Below are 16825 nucleotides of genomic sequence, written 5' to 3' on the forward strand. Positions count from 1 at the left end.
CCGGGCCGGGATGGAATGCGTGGTGGTCACCGGCCTCTCCGGGGCCGGCCGCACCTCCGCCCTCCGCGCCCTGGAGGACATGGGGTATTTCGCCGTCGACAATTTGCCCCTTCCCCTCTTGCCCGACTTGATGCGCATGTACCGCGGGTGGGGCCAGCGGTTGACCAAAGTCGCGGTGGGCGTGGACGTCCGGACGGGGCTGCCCGCCCGGGTTTACCGTCGGTCCCTCAACGCGCTCCGCCGGGAGGGGATCGAGACCCGGGTCCTTTTCCTCGACGCCGACGACACGACGCTCCTGCGGCGCTATTCCGAAACCCGTCGCCGGCACCCGCTGTCCGGCTCGGTGGCGAGCGGCATTCGGCGGGAGCGGGCCCTGTTGCACGACATCCAGGCCCTCGCGGACAAAACGATCGACACCTCGCACCTCACGCCGCCCGAGGTCAAAGAGGTCGTTCTCAAAACCCTCGGCTTGCGCCACCCCCAGGGCATGGCCGTGGTCGTGCAATCCTTCGGGTACAAGCACGGGGTGCCCCTCGACGCGGACCTCGTGTGGGACGTGCGCTTTTTGCCCAACCCCAATTACGTCGCCCGGCTGCGTCCGTTGACCGGGCAAAGCCCGGCGGTCGCGCGGTTCGTGATGGGCAACGAGGCCACGAAAAAATTTATCGAGTTGCTGACGCCCGTGCTGACGTATCTGCTGGACCGCTTTTCCCAGGAAGGGAAGAGCTATCTCACGATCGCCGTCGGTTGCACGGGCGGCCGCCACCGCAGCGTGGCCGTGTCCGAGGCGCTCGCGGCGCTCATCCGCCGGGGCGGCCGGTTCGACGTGCGGGTGCACCACCGGGACGCGGCGCGGTAAGGAAAGGACAATTATGATCGGAATCGTTTTGGTCAGCCACGGGGGGTTGGGGAACGAGCTTTTGTCCTGCGCCGAATCGGTCGTGGGCAAGCAGGCCAACGTGCGCGTGTTGGGGTTGGGGCCTTCCGATTCCCCCGACACCTTCGAGGGCCGCGTGCGTGAAGCCCTGGAAGCCTGGAGCGGGCCGACCGGCGCTCTCGTCCTGTCGGACATGATGGGCGGCACCCCCTGCAACGTGTGTCTCCGCCTGGCCCGCGACCCGAAATTGCACTTTGAGCTCGTGACCGGCATGAACCTGCCCATGTTGATCACGGCCCTGGCCAACCGGCATTACATGCCGTTGGCCCAGTTGGCCCAAAAATTGGTGGACGACGCGGCGCGGAGCGCCCAACGGCCCTTGCAAAAATTGCGGGACCACCTGCCCCCGGCCTGATATGCCTTTGGTCCTCGCGCGCATCGATGATCGTTTGATCCACGGGCAGGTGGTGGAGGGGTGGCTGCGCGTCATCCAGGCGCAGCGCATCGTGGTGGCCAACGACCGCGCCGCGGCCGACCCGCTTCAGGGGGGGTTGATGCGCCTGGCGGTGCCCGACGAGGTGGCGTTGGATGTCCTCCCGGTGGACGCCGCCACGGCCCGCCTGAAAGAAAACCCCTGGGGGAACGAGCGCGTCATGGTTTTGTTCGGGTCGGTGGCGGATTTGGCGCGGGCCGTGGAGGCGGGCGCCCCCCTCCCCCAAGTCAATTTGGGCGGGGTGCACGACGGGCCGGGGCGGACCCAGGCCACGCCGCACCTCTCCTTGACGGTCGAAGAAAAACGGGCCGTGGCCTCCTTGTTGCGTCGCGGGATCGCGGTGGACACGCGGTCCCTGCCCACGGCGGACAACGTTCCCGTTCGCACGTTGTTCCCCGACATGGAAACGGCGTGACCGGACTTTTATCGGCCCTGTTGTACGGGGTGTTGTCCATCGACCATTTCGCGGTGGGGCCCTTTCTTCTTTCGCGGCCCTTGGTGTTGGGGGCCCTGTTGGGGACTCTCTGGGGCCGCCCCGCCGAGGGGTTGGCCCTCGGTCTTTTGGGGGAAAGCCTGTGGGTGGTGGTGCCGCCCGCGGGACCGTCCCAATGGGACACGGGGTTGGCCGTCGCCCTGGCGTGCGTGTGGGCTTTTTCCCCGGGCGTCGCCGTTCCGGGCGATTCCCCGCGGGGGGCTTTTCTGGCGACGGCGTTCTTGGCGAGCGTTCCCTTTGCCGTCGTCGCCCGACCGGTGGATATTTGGTTGCGGCGCAACACGCGGGTTTTGGCCGACTACGCCCGGGCGGGGTTCAATCACGGGGTGTCGGGCCCCTTTTGGCGGGGGTTGGTTTTTTCGATGGTGTTGTGGGGGTTCAAGAGCCTCGTCGTTTTTTTCGTGGCGGAGACTTTGGGCGGGGCGTTGTGCGGCGCGGTGTTCCCGCGTTTGACGGGTCCCCTCGCCGAGGGGCTGGACCAAGCCTGGCGTCTTTGGCCCGCGTTGGGCGCCGCGACGCTTTGGCATCTCTTTTTCGGACGGCTCGGTAAAAATTGGAAATCGTGGTGCCCTTCCCGGGGGCCCGCGTGAGCGTTCCCGCGCGCGCTTTGGTCTCCGCCTGCGCGCGGTCGGTTTTTCTCAACGGTTTGTTGACGGTTCAACGGGCCCAAAGCCTGGGTTTCACCTTCAGCCTGTGGCCGGTGTTGAAAAGTTTGTACGCCCGACGGGACGATCGGGCCCGCGCCGCCCGGCCGCACTTGGGGTATTTCAGCACGCACCCCTACACCGTGGGGGTCCTGCTGGGCGTGGTGTGCGGCCTCGAGGTTGAAAAAAGTCGGGGCGAACGGTCGGCGGAAGACATTTTGGCGACCCGCTCCGGCATTGCGGGCCCCTTGGCCGCCATCGGCGAGGGGTTTTTCTGGGGAACGTGGCTTCCTTTCAGTTTGGCGGTGGCGGGGGTGACGGCGATGGTTTTCCCGGGGCGGGCTCTGCCGGTCGCCGGGATTTTCCTTTTGCTTTACAACGGGGTGCATTTGGGCATGCGCTTCAGCGGGTTTTATCTGGGCTACAAACACAAGGGCGCCGTGGTTGAAAAACTGGCGCTCCTCCGGCTGCAGCGGGTGATGGTGGCGGTGACGGTGGTGGGGGCCGCTCTGGCGGCCCTGCGGTTGGCCGGGGGGGGGGAAGGGTTCGCCCTGCGCCCCGTTTTGTGGGCGGGGGTGTTTTGGGGGTTTTTGCGTCTGGGCGTGCGGCCGTCGTTGTTGGCGACGGGCACGGCGGGTGTCTGTGTGTTTTATTCCATCATAAAGGCGGCTTTGTGATCGAACGCACGTTCACGGTTCAAAACAAAATGGGGTTGCACGCGCGGCCGGCGGCCATGTTGGTGCAAACCCTGCAAAAATTCGACAGCCAGGTCCGGCTCCGGAAGGACGACCAGGAAGTCGACGGGAAAAGCATCATGGGCATCTTGACCCTCACGGCGGAGTACGGATCGGCCTTGACGGTGGTGGCCGAAGGTTTTGACGAGCAGGGCGTCATCGACGCCCTGGACCGTTTTTTCACCCAACAGGCCCACGAGGAATGAGATGAGCTCCCCCGCCGCCGACACCCGGGTGTTCAAGGGGATTTCCGCCTCTCCGGGGATCGCCATCGGCAAAGCGTTCCTTTTGGAGGACATGGACCTCGCCGTGGGCCGCTGGCAGGTGCCGCCCGAGGCCGTGAAGGCCGAGGTGTCGCGCTTTCGCTCGGCCGTGGCGGACACCCGCAAGGAGATGTTGGCCACCCAGCAAAAAATCCTCAAACTCCTGGGAAAATCTCACGCCAACCTGATCGAAGCCTATTTGTTGATTCTGGAGGACCCCCTCATTTCCAAGGACGTGGTCAAAGCCATCACCCAAAACCGCGTCAACGCCGAGTACGCCCTGTCCGAAGCGGTCGCGGGCGCGGTCAAGACCCTGGAATCGGCCACCGACGAATATTTCCGCGAGCGCCGCCACGACGTGTTGGACGTGGGTCGGAAAATCCTGTTGCACCTTTTGGGCCACGAGCCCCAAAGCCTGGAGGATTTGAGCGAGCCCTCGGTGATCGTGGCGCGCAACCTCACCCCCTCCGACACCATCCACATGAAGGCCCAATTCGCCGAGGGGTTCGCCACCGACATCGGCGGCCGGACAAGCCACACCGCCATTCTCGCCAACTCGTTGGAAATCCCGGCGGTGGTGGGCCTCCACGAAATCAGCCGGCGCGTGCGCCCCGGGGAGATGATGATCGTCGACGGCCACACCGGCACGGTGATCCTCAACCCGACGCCGGACGTCATCGACAATTACCGCCGCGAGCGCGACATCCGCCTGGCCGAGCGCCGCGACCTGGAGCGCCTGCGCGACCAGCCGGCCCAGACCAAGGACGGCCGGCGCGTCGTCCTCGCCGCCAACATCGACGCCCCCAACGAGGTCAAGAACATCCTCGCCAACGGCGCCGAGGGGGTGGGCCTCTACCGGACGGAATTCATCTACCTCAACCGCCAATCCCTTCCGTCGGAGGAGGACCATTACCAGTTTTACGCCAAGGTGGCGCAATCGGTCCTGCCCCACCCGGTCATCATCCGCACCCTCGACATCGGCGGCGACAAGCTGTTGGACCTCGGTTTCTCCCAGGACACCAAAAGCGAGCCCAACCCGTTCCTGGGGCTGCGGGGCATCCGCCTCGCCCTGAAGCACGACGAACTCTTCCGGTCGCAGTTGCGGGCCATCCTGCGCGCCTCGGTCCACGGCAAGGTGCGGATCATGTTTCCCATGGTGTCGGGCCTCGAGGAGTTCCGCCTGGCCAAGCGGACGGTGGAGCGTTGCATGGAGGAACTGCGCGAAAAGAAGGTTCCCTTCGACGAAAAAATCGAGGTCGGCCTCATGATCGAAATCCCCTCGGCGGCCCTGGTGGTCGACTACCTGGCCCAGGAGGCGGATTTCATGTCGATCGGGACCAACGACCTGATCCAATACACCCTGGCCGTCGACCGGGTCAACGACGAGGTGTCGCACCTCTACGAACCCCTGCACCCCGCGATTTTGCGCCTCATCCATCAAACGGTCCAGGCCGCGCACGCGGCCGGCAAGTGGGTCGGCATGTGCGGCGAAATGGCCTCCGACCCCGAGGTCACCCCGATCTTGATCGGGCTCGAGCTCGACGAACTGTCGGTCTCGCCGGCGCTCGTCCCCAAACTCAAAAAGAACATCCGCGATTTGGATTACGCCGCTTGCCGCGCGTTGACCCAGGAAGTCATGAAAGACCCCTCCCGGGACAACGTGCAAAAACTCCTGCGCCGATTCCGCAACCGCTGAGCCCGTCGATGGACATCCAACGCATTCGCAATTTTTCGATCATCGCGCACATCGACCACGGCAAAAGCACGCTCGCCGACCGCCTGCTCGAGGAAACGGGCACGGTGCCCCGCCGGGAAATGCGCGCCCAGATCCTGGACGGCATGGAGTTGGAGCGCGAACGGGGCATCACCATCAAGGCCAAGGCCGTGCGCATGATGTGGAACACGGGCGGGCAGGATTATCTGTTGAACTTGATCGACACCCCGGGCCACGTGGACTTCACCTACGAAGTGAGCCGCGCCCTGGCCGCCTGCGAAGGGGCCCTTTTGCTCGTGGACGCGAGCCAGGGCGTCGAGGCCCAGACCCTCGCCAACGCCCAACTGGCCTTGGACGCGGGGCTCACGCTGATCCCCGTGATCAACAAGATCGACTTGCCCTCCGCCGACCCCGAGGGGGTGAAGAAACAACTGCGGGAATCCCTCGGGCTGGACGGGCCCTATTTCCCCGCGAGCGCCAAGGAAGGCAAGGGCGTCCCCGAGATCCTCCAGGCGATTGTGGAGCGGGTGCCGGCCCCCTCGGGGGACCCGGCCAAGCCCTTGTCCGCCCTGGCCTTTGATTCCATATTCGATTCCTACCGGGGGGTCATCGTCTACGTCCGGATGTTGGACGGCGTGCTCAAGCGGGGGATGCAGGTGCGGTTCATGGCCACGGGTTCCGTGCACCAGGTCGAGGAAGTGGGCCACCTGAAAATGAAATACATCCCGGCCGACCGGCTCTCCGCCGGCGAGGCCGGCTACGCGGTCTGCGGCATCAAAGACATTCACATGGTCAAGGCGGGCGACACCCTCACCGAGGACGCCCGGCCCACCACGTCCCCGCACCCGGGGTACCGCGAAATGAAGCCCTTCGTTTTCGCCGGGCTTTACCCCGTGGCCCAGGCCGACTACGAAAATTTGAAAAAGGCCATCGAAAAACTGCACCTGGAGGACGCCGCCCTCAACTTCCAGGCGGAGAGCTCGGTGGCGTTGGGGTTCGGCTTCCGCTGCGGTTTTTTGGGGCTGTTGCACATGGACATCATCCAGGAGCGGATCCGACGGGAATTCAACGTCGACCTGCTGGTGACGGCCCCGACCGTGATCTACCGGGTCACGTCCCACGCGGGTCAAACGGCGGAATACGACAGCCCGGCCAAGTTCCCGGCCCACGGGGACATCAAAACCATCGAGGAACCCTACGTGTCGGCCACCGTGGTCGTGCCGTCGGAATTCGTCGGCAGCGTCATGCAGTTGTGCCAGGACCGCCGCGGCCGCTTTTTGGACATGCGCTACCTCACGCCCACGCGCGTCGTGTTGAAGTACGAAATGCCCCTTTCCGAAATCGTGGTGGATTTTTACGACGCGCTGAAATCGATCTCCAAGGGGTACGCCTCCTTCGATTACGACCACGCGGGCTACCGGCCCGGCGAACTTTTGCGCATGGACATCCTGATCAACAACGAGGAGGTCGACGCCTTTTCCTTCGTCGTGCCCGAGGCGGCGGCCTACCAGCGGGGCCGGGAAATCTGCGAGCGGCTGCGGGAGCTCATCCCCCGGCAGATGTTCGAAATCCCCATCCAGGCCCGCATCGGCGGGCGCATCCTCGCCCGGGAAACCGTGCGGGCCATGCGCAAGGACGTCTTGGCCAAATGCTACGGCGGCGACATTTCGCGCAAACGAAAACTTTTGGAAAAGCAGAAGGAAGGCAAAAAACGCATGCGCCAGTTCGGCGCCGTCGAAATCCCCCAGGAAGCTTTCCTCGCCGTTCTGCGGCGCGGCGACGACAACAAGAAGGAAGACTAACCCATGGAAGAAAAACTGTTTTGGATCTCGATGATCAGCGGCGTCTTCGCCTTCGGGCTGAAGCGCTTCCTGGCCGTGCCCGCCCGGCTGGACCGCCCCGTTTTGACGGCGTTCGCCAACGGCGCCTTTTGGGCGTTCGTGGGGGGCGCGGCGGGCTATTTGCTGGTTTCCTACAAGGAACTCCCGACCCTGTCCCCGGCGCCCGGCGCGGCGTGCCTGGCGGCGGGGGCCGCCCTGGGCGTCCTCTGGACCCGTCCCCGTCAGGACGGCGGGCGGATTTTGAGCGCGGTCCTGTGGGCCCTCCAAGCGGGGGCCTTCGTTTTCGCCGTCGGTTCCCTTCTGGGGGCCGAGCGCTGGGAAACCCTTGTGTGGGCGGCGGTGTTGGCCGTGGTGGGCGCCGGCGTGGGCGGCGCTCTGGCGTCGGTGTCGTCGCCGGCGGCGCGGGGGATGGTCACGGCCCTTTTGGTCGCCCAGGCCGCGCGCGCCGGGTTGTGGCTGGGCTCGACCCCGGCGGGGCTTTCCTGGCCGACGGTGTTGGTCACCGCGGGATTGGGTTACATGGTGGGGGCCGGCTGGCGGCCCTTCGCCCGCGCCGATCGGGAAGCCGTGGGCGGCGTGTTGCGGGAAACCTTGGAATGGGCGGACACGGGTTTTTCGGCCATCCTCCTCGCGGCGGCGATCATGTTTTTCGCGGTCCAGGCGTTCAAGATTCCCTCGGGTTCCATGCGCCTGACGTTGTTGGAGGGGGACCACCTTTTCGTCAATAAATTCATCTACGGTTGGCGGATCCCCTACACGGACCGCCGCGTCCTTCGTCCCCGCCCGGTCAAGCGCGGCGATGTCGTCGTTTTCCGCTTTCCCACCGATGACAAACAAAGCCCCCATTACGGGAAGGATTTCATCAAGCGCGCCATCGGTTTGCCGGGCGACGTGGTGGAAGTGCGGGACAAAAAAGTCATCCTCAACGGCCGGCCCCTGGACGAAGCCTACACCCATATCGCCGACCCCAACGTGTACCCGCGCCCCTGGTTGACCCGGGCGGCCGCGGGCGGCGGACGGGTGGCGGTGAAAGGCCGCGAGGTCTTTTTGGACGGGCGGCGGGTGGACGAGTCCCAATTCTTTTACGACGACGCGTTCACCGTCCTGCGGGCGACGGCGGCTTTTCAATCGATTTGGGAAAACGGCCGCCTGGCCCGCTGGGAGAATTTCGGGTTCCGGGACAACTTCGGCCCGGTCCGCGTTCCGGAAAACCATTATCTGGTCATGGGGGACAACCGGGACCATTCCTACGATTCCCGTTTCTGGGGCCCCCTGCCCGACACCCACCTAAAGGGCCGCGCTTGGGTTCTGTACTGGCCGCTCGCGCGGAAAAAACTCATCAAGTGATCGGCTCCCCGGTCCCTGGCTTTGGCGATATTCTGGCCGGGCGAATTTGCGGGGCGACCAGGAGAGACGAAGAAGCATAGCGGGACTATGTGACTGAGGAGCGACGCCGCTCGCCGCGCAAAGGCGCCCGGCCCCTTCGGGGGAGCCCTCTTTTGCCCGGCTTCTTCGTTGCTCCTCGGTTACGATGGGCCCGCATCGTGCCCTCGTCGCGCCTCGAATCCAGTCAAAAGGGGGCTCCCAGAATGTCACCAAAGCCAGGGACCGGGGCGCAGGCCGCCACCGGCCTTTACCTGCACGTCCCCTTCTGTTCCGTCAAGTGCCGCTTTTGCGATTTCGCCGCCTACCCGGGTCGGCGGGGGGAAATCTCCCGTTATTTGGAATCCCTGTCCAAGGAGATCGCCCAGCGCGCGGAAGAAAATCCCCGGTCCCTGGACACCCTTTACGTCGGGGGGGGGACGCCTTCGCTGTTGTCCGGGGAGGAAATCGAGCGTCTGCTGGCCGAGGTGGACCGCCGTTTTTCAAAAACCCCGGAATTTGAATCCAGCCTGGAGTGCAACCCCGAAACCTTGACCGTTGAAAAACTGGAAGCCCTGCGCCGCGCGGGGGTCAACCGGCTCAGTTTGGGATTGCAAACGACCGAGGACCCGCTGTTGAAGGCCCTGGGGCGGTCCCACGACCTGCGGACCTTCCACGGCGCCTATCGCGCGGCCCGGGACGTGGGGTTCGGCAACCTCAACATCGATTTGATGTACGGCCTGCCGGGCCAGACCCGGACGGGTTGGATGGACACCGTCAAGCGCGTGATCGACCTTGCCCCGGAGCACGTGTCGGCCTACGCTTTGACCGTGCAGGAGGAGACGTATTTCCACCGGTCGGGCGTCGTGCCCGACGACGACTTGCAGGCGGACATGTACGAGGAGGCCGCCGACGCGTTGATCGCGGCCGGGTTCGGGCATTACGAGATTTCCAATTTCGCCAAGCCCGGGCGGGAATGCCGCCACAACCTGCGCTACTGGCGCAACCAGGACTGCCTGGGGGCGGGGGTGTCCGCCGCCCGGTACGACGGCCGTACGCGGCGGACGAACACGGACAACCTGTCGGTGTACCTATTGGCCATGGAGGGCGGGCAGACGCCGGTGGTGGAAGAGACGGCGCTGACGGAGGCCGAGCGTCTGGGCGAGGACTTGATGCTGGGTCTGCGGCTGGCCGAGGGCGTGGCGCCCTCGGCGGCGGCGGCGCGGCTTTACGGCGCGGCGCTGGAGGAGGCCCTGGCGGAGGGCCTGTTGCGCAAAGAGGGGGGGCGCTATTTCCCCAGTCGAAAAGGCTGGCGGCTGTCGAACGCGTTGTTCGTGAAACTGTTGGCGCCGGGGAAGCCGGCGTCCTAGATCGGCGGAAGGGCGGGGTCGATTTTTAGTTCGAACCGTTCCCGACGGATTTCAGCTCTTTGCGAATGTCCGCCCAGGCCGCTTTCATGTCGGCCACGAGCCCCTTGAGTTCCGCGCCGTTCACTTCCTTCAACGTTCGATAGCGCTTCGCGGTCTGGTCCACCAGGGCGTTGTAGGCCGATTCGTTCACGCCCTTGAGCCGTTCCAACTTGGTCAGCACGTCGCCCTTCATTTTCAGCATCCACCCTCGAACCTGCTTTCGCGCTGTGGGGTTCGATTTGTAAACGTAATAAGCCCCGGCCGCCGCGGCCGCCAGCATGCCCAACCCCTTCGCCAATTTGCCCATGACATCCTCCTAAGTAATGAATGGGGAGATTGTAGTAAGTTGCCGTCTTCGCGTCAGGGATGGGGAACAGGGAGCCCTTTGTCCCATGCCCCTCATCACTCTAATTCTCACAAGCTGTTGTTGGCGTTGAAAACGGCATTTTGGTGATGGCGAAAATGGGGTAGGATTTTATCGGACGCGGGGGGAGCGCCGGGGGTTTGGTGGGAATGCCCGCGGGGCCGGACCCTGAGCGGGCAAGGACATCGGCGGTTTTGGAAATTGATGGAAAGGCGGAACAATGAAGCGGGCGGCGTGGGTTTTGGCGGGGGCGCTGGGCGCGGTGAGGGCCGCGGCGGCGCCGAGCGTGGAGTTGGTGGAGCCGGGGGCCTATGTGGACACGGCGGTGCGGGAGATCGACGGGGCCAAAAAGTCGGTGGTGGTGGGGATGTATCTCTTTCGCGTGGCGGGGGGGCGCGGCGACGCACCGGCCACACAACTGGCGGAGGCTCTGGCGCGGGCGCAAAAGCGGGGCGTGGCGGTGGAGGTGATTTTGGACCGGGGGCACGAGGGCGGGGACCCGGCGGAGGGCGGGCCGGAGGGCAAGAACGGCGCGGCCTACCGCTATTTGCGGGAGCGGGGGGTGGCGGCGCGCTACGACGACCTGGCGACGGTGACGCACGCGAAGGCGCTGGTGGTGGACGAAGAGACGGCGGTGGTGGGGTCCAGCAACTGGACGGCGGCGGCGCTGACGCGGAACCGGGAGGCCGACCTGCTGGTGCGGGACCCGAAGGTGGCGCGGGAATTGGCGGCGCGCTTGCGCGCCGTGCCCGGCGAGGCGCCGCCGACGGAAGAAACCGGGTTGCGGCTGGGCGAGGAATTCCTTCTCAACAAAAGCCTCATGGGGCGAATGATCACCACGGGGGACGCGCGGGCGCTGAAGGCGGCGCTCTTTCTCTTTCACAAAGCGGGGGGGCGGGGCGCCTGGACGATGGACGAGGCCGAATTGGGCCGGGCCCTGGGCCTGGACGGCCAGACGCCGACGGCGCGGCGGAGGCAGATCCGCAAGACCTTGGCGAAGCTGGAGCGGCGCTACGGGCGGGCGCGCCAAGGGCCGGAGCCCGGGACGGTGACCGTGACGCCGACGACGGGGACGGCGGTGGACGTGCCGGAGGACTTTTGGGCTCACGGGTGGGACCGGCGGCTGAGCCTGGCGGGGACGTGCGCCTATTTGATCTCCCGGCGGGAGGCGGCGCGGTCGATCCTGGGGCCGCGATGGTCGGTGTCGATGGAGGAACTGGCCGAGCGGTATGGGGCGAGCGCGTGGTTCTTGAGCAAGGGAATGACGGAACTGCACCGCTATGACCTGATGGAAGTGGACCGGGGGCCCCTGGGGCCCGAGGGGCCGGAGCGGCCGAGCGTGTACGCGCCGGGAGCGCTCTACGACTTTGATGCCCGGGAGCGGGCGCTGGCCGAACTGACGGCCCAACACGGCCCCGAAAAAACGGCCCGGGCGCGACGGGCGGCGGCGTTGGTGTACGAGGATTGGGACGTGGCGGGCGTGGCGGAACTGATCCGCCTGGAAGACCGTTATGGGCGGGCGGGGGTGGACGCGGCTCTCAAAGAACTGGGCAAGAAATTGCCGGTGAACCCCAAACGGTCGATGGCGTATCTTATCGGCACGGCGCGGCGGATGGGGGAAGGACAATAGTTTCGTGGCCTCGGGCGGTTGATGGGCGCCGCCATGGGAAGGCCGGGCCCGGAGGAACGGGAAAAAAACTCCGTGGATCGACAACGGGGAGGGCGTATGGCGACGATCAATGACTTCAGGAAGTGGTGCAAAAACAACAGCGGCATGATTCACGACGGATTCAGCCTTCACGAGGCGCCGGCGCCTTTGTGGCAGCGGTGGCTTCCCAAGGATAAAAACCGGGCGGCCGCGATAAAAAAGCAGCTTGAAGTATTCGGGAAAGCCCCGGACGGGTCTTGGTACGCTTTTTGGAAAAAGAACGAACAAGAAAAACCGGTGGTTTTTCTTTCCCCCGAAGGGGAGGGGGCCGTGTTGGCCGACACGTTGGAGGAGTTCTTGAGGCTGTTGGCGTTGCCGTACGATTATTCCGAGAAGCCGAATTTGAATAAACCCCCGGTCAAGAACGACATGGAGGATTTGAACCCGGACTATTTGGCGTGGCTGAAAAAATTAAATCTCTCCCTGCCCCGCGTCGGTTCGGAAATCGTGGAGCCAGCGCGGGCCAAACACGCGGAATTCGGCCTGTGGTTGACCGGGGAGGCCGGAAAGGAACCGCCCCGAAAAAAAACCGCGCCCAGCCCGAAACCGAGCGCGATCCCCGCCAAGGCGGGGGAGATCGTGATCCGGAATTATTTTGGCGAGGCGAGCGGCCCGGAGACGAAAGAGCGCTTTGAACGGCTGTTGCCCGGGGCGGACGACGCGGCGGAAAGGTCTTGGAAGAAATTCACCGGGTTCTTTGAGAACGTGGTGTTCGCCTATGACGGGAAAGGGGCCCCGGCCCTTCGGGTTCGGCTGTCGGATGTTTTCGAAAAGGCGGTGGCGATCGAGCGCGCGACGGATTCCGAAGTGGAAAAAATGGGGGAGGAATATGGGGTGTCCTTGCCGAAGCCTTTGGCGGCGTTCATCAAAAAGGTCGGGTTGGTGTCGGTCCGACAAGCGCGCCCCAAGGAAAATGGCGAAGGCGCCGAGATCGTGGAGAACCGGTTTGTTTCCGAGTTCTATCGGCGGGAGGAGGCGGGGGACAACGTGTTGCCTTTGCCTCGGGCGATCGCGAGCCATTTCACCGAACGGCCTTTGAAAGAGCTTTATGATTCAACGGCGTTGGCGTTGTTCGAAAAGGAGATCTTTGTTTTTGCAGGGTTCTCTCCCAAAGGCCAATCGTGCGACTACTATTTCTTCAATCGGAAAGGCGGGTTCGGGCATCTCACCTACCAGGACGACAACCACCCGGACACCCAAAAGGCGATGGACGCCCTTTTGGACGCCAACAACCCGTTGATGAGCTTTGACCGGTTGATGGCGCGTTATCTGTCGCAAAGTTTGGTGGAATTCGCCTCGGGGTTGGCGGACTTTTGACCCCGACACGGAGGCCGGGGGCGGACGAAGGGTCGAATTTGGGAAGTCCGTCGGGTCTGGATCGTGGGGGGCGGGACGAAATCGCCCCTTGTCGAAGGGGGAGCCGATGAAACCGAAGGTGCGAACCGGGAAGCTGGGAAGAAAAAAACCAAAGCCTCGGTTTCCGATCGACCCAAAGGAGTATGAAGCGGTCCAAAAAAAAAGCAGGGCCGTCGGCGGGAAGTACTACAGCGAGGCCATTCTGGAAACGAAACTGGGGACCTTGTCCGTGCAGCTCGACTCCGGACAGAACATTGTGACCGGGGTCAACCACCAGGCCTTAAAACCGGAGCATTTTGGGCTGGAGATCCAAAGTTACATTATGCGGGAGATCAATGAGCAAGAGGTTAAGGGCTGGGCGGATGATTTCAGGGCGAACGCTTAGACAAAGACTCTAACGATCGGAAGGGACGATGGATGACATCGTCTTCGTGAAAACAAACGACGGCACGGTGCGCCGATGGGGAAAAAGACTAACGGAGGGAGCGGAGGAGGGTGAGGGCGCGGTCGGCCCGGCCGGGTTCGGGGAGGTGGCCTTCGGCGCTTTGGACGAAGCGGGGGTCCTGGAGAAAGCGGCTGAACCGGTCGACCAAATAGGAGCGGACGGGAGGCGCGGCGGCGCGGATTTTATCGAGCGCGCGGGGGGCCCCGTCCAACAGGGCGAAAATGTCTTCAATGTCGTGGCTGGCCGTGAAGTCGCCCCGGCCCCGACCGAGAAAGGCCTCGATCTTGGAGGCGAGCATGTGGGGGAGGGAGAAGGCGCGGACGACCGTGCCGTCGGGCAGGGGGAAATCTTCGGCGGCGCGAAGGCCGTCGGCGTACCAGCGGTTGTGGAAGCCGAGGGCGGCGGCGTCGGTGGGCATGATGTCGACGTTCAATCCTTTGTATTGCCAACGGCAGATGGAGCCGCCCGCCGCGACGGAACGGCGGAAACCCAGGGAGCGGAGCGCCTCTTCGCTTTTGTGAAAGTCGAGGCGGGAGACGATCTCAACGACGACGTCCACGTCATCGGTGGGACGAGGCGGCGGGGCGGCGGCGTCGGTCACGTGCAGGGCCACGGCGGCCCCGCCAACGAAGGCCGTGTCGCGGCCGAACCCGGCCAGACCGCGGGCGACCACGGACAACATTTTCCAATTCTCCATCAGACCCCCAGGCGCCGCCGGATGTGGCGCTCGGCGAGGGCCTTATCGCGGGCGCGGCCGACGCGCAGGGCGTCGACCAGGGAGAGCCATTGGTGGAGGATGGGGTCTTTTTGTGCCGCGGCGGGGGCCGAAGGGTAAAGCGGGGCGATGGTCTGACCGCGCAGGGCGCCGGACGCGTCGGGCCAGACGTAGTGGTCGTGGGCGGCGGCGCGGATATCGGCGGACAGCGGGGGGGCGGAGTGGGCCGTGGGAACGCCCCGCGCGAGAGGGCCGGGCCGGGCGGGGAAGACGTAGCGGAGGCCGTGGATTAAAAATTCCGCGAGGGCGGAACGGAGGACGGCGCGTTTGGCGTCGAGCAGGCCGCTGTGGGCGGCGCGCAGGAGGGCCATGCTGACCTCGGACTGGGAGAGGCCCAGAAGGCCGCCGAGATCCACAAGGCGCCATTTTTTGCGGGGGTGGGCGGCCAGCTCGAGGAGGACAAGAATGTCTTGAGGTTTGATGCCGTTGGGGGATCTCATAATCTTATTATAATGCATAATATCGTATATCGCAAATTGCGATATGAAATAAAATGACATAAATAGATATAGTGGACGTGGAATGGCCATATAATTCGGCGCTGGGGAATTCAACGCGGGGTGAAAACGTGATCCAGAAAATCGGCAAGGTTTTGCTTTACACCGTGGGGTGGATGGTGATTGTGGGGATCCCGGCGGCGTTTTTCACCTTCGGGTGGAAGGCGGTGGAGCTGGACTGCCGGCGAGGGGCCGCCGGGGAGATGCCGGCGTGCCGGGTGACGGAATCTTTTGCGATGGGGCTGTACAAAAAGACGAAAGTGGTGTCGGATGTGATGCGGGTGGGCTATCGGACGGGGAGCGCCAAGCAAAGCAGTGCCCGGGGAGGGACCATCACCGTGCACCCGAGCTCGTTGGTGTTTGACACGGCGGGGGGCGAGGTGGTGATCACGCACGCGGGCGGGTCATCGAAGGAGGGGGAGCTCATCCTGAAGGCGCGGGAGTTTCTTCACCAGCCGGAGACCCTGGCTTTTCACTACAAGGCGAGCCTGAGGAACATTTTTGGGTACGTGGGCTTGGTGGGCACGGCGGGGCTGTTGTTTATTTTCATCGCGACGGGGTGGCACCAGATCAAGAAACGGGTGTGGGGGGCGGGGCCCCCCCCGAACAAGGGGTGATCCGTCAACAAAAACAGCGGGTCGGCGAGGGCCGACCTGGGAGGAATGATGACCGGTGAGACGAAGCCGCCGATGGGGATAGCGTGTGGCAACCCGGGCGCGGGAGATCTAAGGGACGGAGCCAAATAATCACCTAAGTTGAACAGGGGCTTGGCTTTTTATACCTTGTGACCATGCCCCGACAGGCCCGATTGGACGCCCCTGGGTTGTTGCACCATGTGATTGCCCGTGGGCTGGAGCGCCGCGTCATTTTCCCGCAAAAATCGGATTTCGAGGATTTTCTTACCCGCGTTGAGATATCGTTAGAGAAAAGCCCGAATCAACTCTTGGCCTGGGCGCTAATGCCCAACCACTTCCATTTCCTGATCCGGACCGGTTCCGGGGGGCTTTCCCGTTTCATGCGGCGGCTGATGTCCGGGTATGCGGTGGCCTTCAACGCGCGGCACAAGCGCTCGGGGTATCTCTTTCAAAACCGGTATAAGTCGATTGTCTGCCAAGAGGATCCTTATTTCACGGAGCTGGTTCGATACATTCACTTAAACCCCGTTCGCGCGGGGATGGTGAAAACGCTTTCGGATTTGGATCAATATCCCTACTGCGGACACAGCGCTTTAATGGGGAAGGTTTCAAGGCCCTGGCAGGCCACCGGGCCGGTTTTGGAACGATTTGGTTCGCTTCAACGGTATCGTCGGTTCATGGAAGAGGGGAAGAACCAGGGACGTCGCCCCGAACTGCTGGGCGGGGGTCTTTCGCGGAGCCTGGGCGGCCTGTCGGCGGTGATTGAGGCGCGGAGGGAAGGGGACCGGCCACAAGGGGATCCTCGTGTTTTGGGGGAAGGGGATTTTGTCGCGCAGGTTTTGCAAAAAGCGGAGAACAAGCTTGAAGCGCAAAACACAATAAGGCGGGAGGGGAAGGATCTTCGAACCATGGCGTTGACGGTGGCGAAGAAGGCCGGAATTCCGGAGCGGGCGATTTTTTCGCGGGGTCGAAGGGCGGAGGTGTCCCGGGCGAAATCGGCGTTCATATACTTAGGGGTGGAATACTTCGGTCGGACGGTGAAGGGGTTGGGCGCGGCGACGCGCATGACCCCTGCGGCGGCCAGCAAGGCGCGGGAACGCGGTGAACAATTGCTGAATGAAAACACCGAATGGCGGAGCCTACTTAATTGATTAGTTGCCTCCGTCCCCTGGCCCTGCTAAGTTGAACAGGGGCTTGGCTTTTTATACCTTGTGA

Annotated in this window: 18 protein-coding genes; 15 read left to right on the forward strand and 3 right to left on the reverse strand. The window is 64.0% G+C overall.

Annotation, left to right across the window (positions count from 1 at the left end; all coding sequences use genetic code 11):
* The first annotated feature begins 10 nt into the window (after window positions 1-10).
* The 10 genes from rapZ (at window position 11) to hemW (ending at window position 9791) form a co-directional block, all read left to right on the forward strand.
* A complete protein-coding gene (rapZ, locus tag IPI56_03890; GenBank protein ID MBK7544883.1) occupies window positions 11-859 on the forward strand; it encodes an RNase adapter RapZ in 849 nt (282 codons plus the stop codon).
* Between the two features lie 13 nt (window positions 860-872).
* Window positions 873-1292, forward strand: coding sequence for a PTS sugar transporter subunit IIA (locus tag IPI56_03895; protein ID MBK7544884.1), 420 nt, complete (start codon window positions 873-875; stop codon window positions 1290-1292).
* A 1-nt stretch (window position 1293) separates the two neighbouring features.
* On the forward strand, window positions 1294-1785 hold the full coding sequence (locus IPI56_03900) for a PTS sugar transporter subunit IIB (GenBank protein ID MBK7544885.1): 492 nt from the start codon (window positions 1294-1296) through the stop codon (window positions 1783-1785).
* Window positions 1782-2453 carry a PTS sugar transporter subunit IIC gene (locus IPI56_03905; GenBank protein ID MBK7544886.1) on the forward strand — a complete coding sequence of 224 codons (672 nt, stop codon included), beginning with the start codon at window positions 1782-1784 and terminating at the stop codon, window positions 2451-2453. Before IPI56_03900 ends, IPI56_03905 begins: the two co-directional genes overlap by 4 nt.
* Window positions 2450-3184 carry a PTS system mannose/fructose/sorbose family transporter subunit IID gene (locus IPI56_03910; protein ID MBK7544887.1) on the forward strand — a complete coding sequence of 245 codons (735 nt, stop codon included), beginning with the start codon at window positions 2450-2452 and terminating at the stop codon, window positions 3182-3184. The genes IPI56_03905 and IPI56_03910 overlap by 4 nt, the downstream gene beginning before the upstream one ends.
* Entirely contained in the window at window positions 3181-3447 is a 267-nt protein-coding gene (locus tag IPI56_03915; protein ID MBK7544888.1) for an HPr family phosphocarrier protein, read from the forward strand. Before IPI56_03910 ends, IPI56_03915 begins: the two co-directional genes overlap by 4 nt.
* Before the next feature lies 1 nt (window position 3448).
* Window positions 3449-5200, forward strand: a complete 1752-nt coding sequence (ptsP, locus tag IPI56_03920) for a phosphoenolpyruvate--protein phosphotransferase (protein MBK7544889.1) — start codon at window positions 3449-3451, stop codon at window positions 5198-5200.
* 8 nt (window positions 5201-5208) lie between these two features.
* Window positions 5209-7020 carry an elongation factor 4 gene (gene lepA / locus IPI56_03925; GenBank protein ID MBK7544890.1) on the forward strand — a complete coding sequence of 604 codons (1812 nt, stop codon included), beginning with the start codon at window positions 5209-5211 and terminating at the stop codon, window positions 7018-7020.
* Window positions 7021-7023: 3 nt separating this feature from the next.
* A complete protein-coding gene (gene lepB, locus IPI56_03930; GenBank protein MBK7544891.1) occupies window positions 7024-8406 on the forward strand; it encodes a signal peptidase I in 1383 nt (460 codons plus the stop codon).
* A 242-nt stretch (window positions 8407-8648) separates the two neighbouring features.
* On the forward strand, window positions 8649-9791 hold the full coding sequence (hemW, locus tag IPI56_03935; protein ID MBK7544892.1) for a radical SAM family heme chaperone HemW: 1143 nt from the start codon (window positions 8649-8651) through the stop codon (window positions 9789-9791).
* Window positions 9792-9816: 25 nt separating this feature from the next.
* On the opposite strand, the gene IPI56_03940 is transcribed toward hemW, so the two are convergent.
* Window positions 9817-10137, reverse strand: a complete 321-nt coding sequence (locus IPI56_03940; protein ID MBK7544893.1) for a hypothetical protein — start codon at window positions 10135-10137, stop codon at window positions 9817-9819.
* A 277-nt stretch (window positions 10138-10414) separates the two neighbouring features.
* Between IPI56_03940 and IPI56_03945 the strand changes: the two genes are divergently transcribed.
* The 3 genes from IPI56_03945 (at window position 10415) to IPI56_03955 (ending at window position 13643) form a co-directional block, all read left to right on the forward strand.
* Window positions 10415-11824: a hypothetical protein gene (locus IPI56_03945; GenBank protein MBK7544894.1), complete on the forward strand. Its 1410-nt coding sequence runs from the start codon at window positions 10415-10417 to the stop codon at window positions 11822-11824.
* A gap of 96 nt (window positions 11825-11920) precedes the next feature.
* Complete coding sequence (locus tag IPI56_03950) at window positions 11921-13219, forward strand: hypothetical protein (GenBank protein ID MBK7544895.1); 1299 nt, start codon at window positions 11921-11923, stop codon at window positions 13217-13219.
* A gap of 106 nt (window positions 13220-13325) precedes the next feature.
* Window positions 13326-13643, forward strand: coding sequence for a hypothetical protein (locus IPI56_03955; GenBank protein MBK7544896.1), 318 nt, complete (start codon window positions 13326-13328; stop codon window positions 13641-13643).
* 88 nt (window positions 13644-13731) lie between these two features.
* Here the strand turns inward: IPI56_03955 and IPI56_03960 are convergent, their stop codons facing one another.
* Window positions 13732-14400: a hypothetical protein gene (locus tag IPI56_03960; protein MBK7544897.1), complete on the reverse strand. Its 669-nt coding sequence runs from the start codon at window positions 14398-14400 to the stop codon at window positions 13732-13734.
* Window positions 14400-14918 (reverse strand): hypothetical protein, encoded by a 519-nt coding sequence (locus IPI56_03965; GenBank protein MBK7544898.1) that lies wholly within the window; start codon window positions 14916-14918, stop codon window positions 14400-14402. Before IPI56_03965 ends, IPI56_03960 begins: the two co-directional genes overlap by 1 nt.
* A gap of 128 nt (window positions 14919-15046) precedes the next feature.
* Between IPI56_03965 and IPI56_03970 the strand changes: the two genes are divergently transcribed.
* Together IPI56_03970 and IPI56_03975 are read left to right on the forward strand one after the other, a co-directional pair.
* Window positions 15047-15592, forward strand: coding sequence for a hypothetical protein (locus IPI56_03970; protein MBK7544899.1), 546 nt, complete (start codon window positions 15047-15049; stop codon window positions 15590-15592).
* Window positions 15593-15765: 173 nt separating this feature from the next.
* The gene (locus IPI56_03975; protein MBK7544900.1) at window positions 15766-16761 is read left to right on the forward strand and encodes a transposase; all 996 of its coding nucleotides are present in this window, start codon (window positions 15766-15768) and stop codon (window positions 16759-16761) included.
* Window positions 16762-16825: the final 64 nt, after the last annotated feature.

The sequence above is a fragment of the Elusimicrobiota bacterium genome (assembly GCA_016706425.1).
GTDB lineage: Bacteria > Elusimicrobiota > Elusimicrobia > FEN-1173 > FEN-1173 > JADJJR01.

Excerpts from the sequence above, each read along its gene's own strand:
- IPI56_03940 (MBK7544893.1), bottom strand. The coding sequence starts at position 10,137 with ATGGGCAAATTGGCGAAGGGGTTGGGCATGCTGGCGGCCGCGGCGGCC.
- IPI56_03900 (MBK7544885.1), top strand. The coding sequence starts at position 1,294 with ATGCCTTTGGTCCTCGCGCGCATCGATGATCGTTTGATCCACGGGCAG.
- lepA (MBK7544890.1), top strand. The coding sequence starts at position 5,209 with ATGGACATCCAACGCATTCGCAATTTTTCGATCATCGCGCACATCGAC.
- IPI56_03955 (MBK7544896.1), top strand. The coding sequence starts at position 13,326 with ATGAAACCGAAGGTGCGAACCGGGAAGCTGGGAAGAAAAAAACCAAAG.
- IPI56_03960 (MBK7544897.1), bottom strand. The coding sequence starts at position 14,400 with ATGGAGAATTGGAAAATGTTGTCCGTGGTCGCCCGCGGTCTGGCCGGG.
- ptsP (MBK7544889.1), top strand. The coding sequence starts at position 3,449 with ATGAGCTCCCCCGCCGCCGACACCCGGGTGTTCAAGGGGATTTCCGCC.
- IPI56_03965 (MBK7544898.1), bottom strand. The coding sequence starts at position 14,918 with ATGAGATCCCCCAACGGCATCAAACCTCAAGACATTCTTGTCCTCCTC.
- rapZ (MBK7544883.1), top strand. The coding sequence starts at position 11 with ATGGAATGCGTGGTGGTCACCGGCCTCTCCGGGGCCGGCCGCACCTCC.
- IPI56_03950 (MBK7544895.1), top strand. The coding sequence starts at position 11,921 with ATGGCGACGATCAATGACTTCAGGAAGTGGTGCAAAAACAACAGCGGC.
- IPI56_03945 (MBK7544894.1), top strand. The coding sequence starts at position 10,415 with ATGAAGCGGGCGGCGTGGGTTTTGGCGGGGGCGCTGGGCGCGGTGAGG.
- IPI56_03975 (MBK7544900.1), top strand. The coding sequence starts at position 15,766 with ATGCCCCGACAGGCCCGATTGGACGCCCCTGGGTTGTTGCACCATGTG.
- lepB (MBK7544891.1), top strand. The coding sequence starts at position 7,024 with ATGGAAGAAAAACTGTTTTGGATCTCGATGATCAGCGGCGTCTTCGCC.
- hemW (MBK7544892.1), top strand. The coding sequence starts at position 8,649 with ATGTCACCAAAGCCAGGGACCGGGGCGCAGGCCGCCACCGGCCTTTAC.
- IPI56_03895 (MBK7544884.1), top strand. The coding sequence starts at position 873 with ATGATCGGAATCGTTTTGGTCAGCCACGGGGGGTTGGGGAACGAGCTT.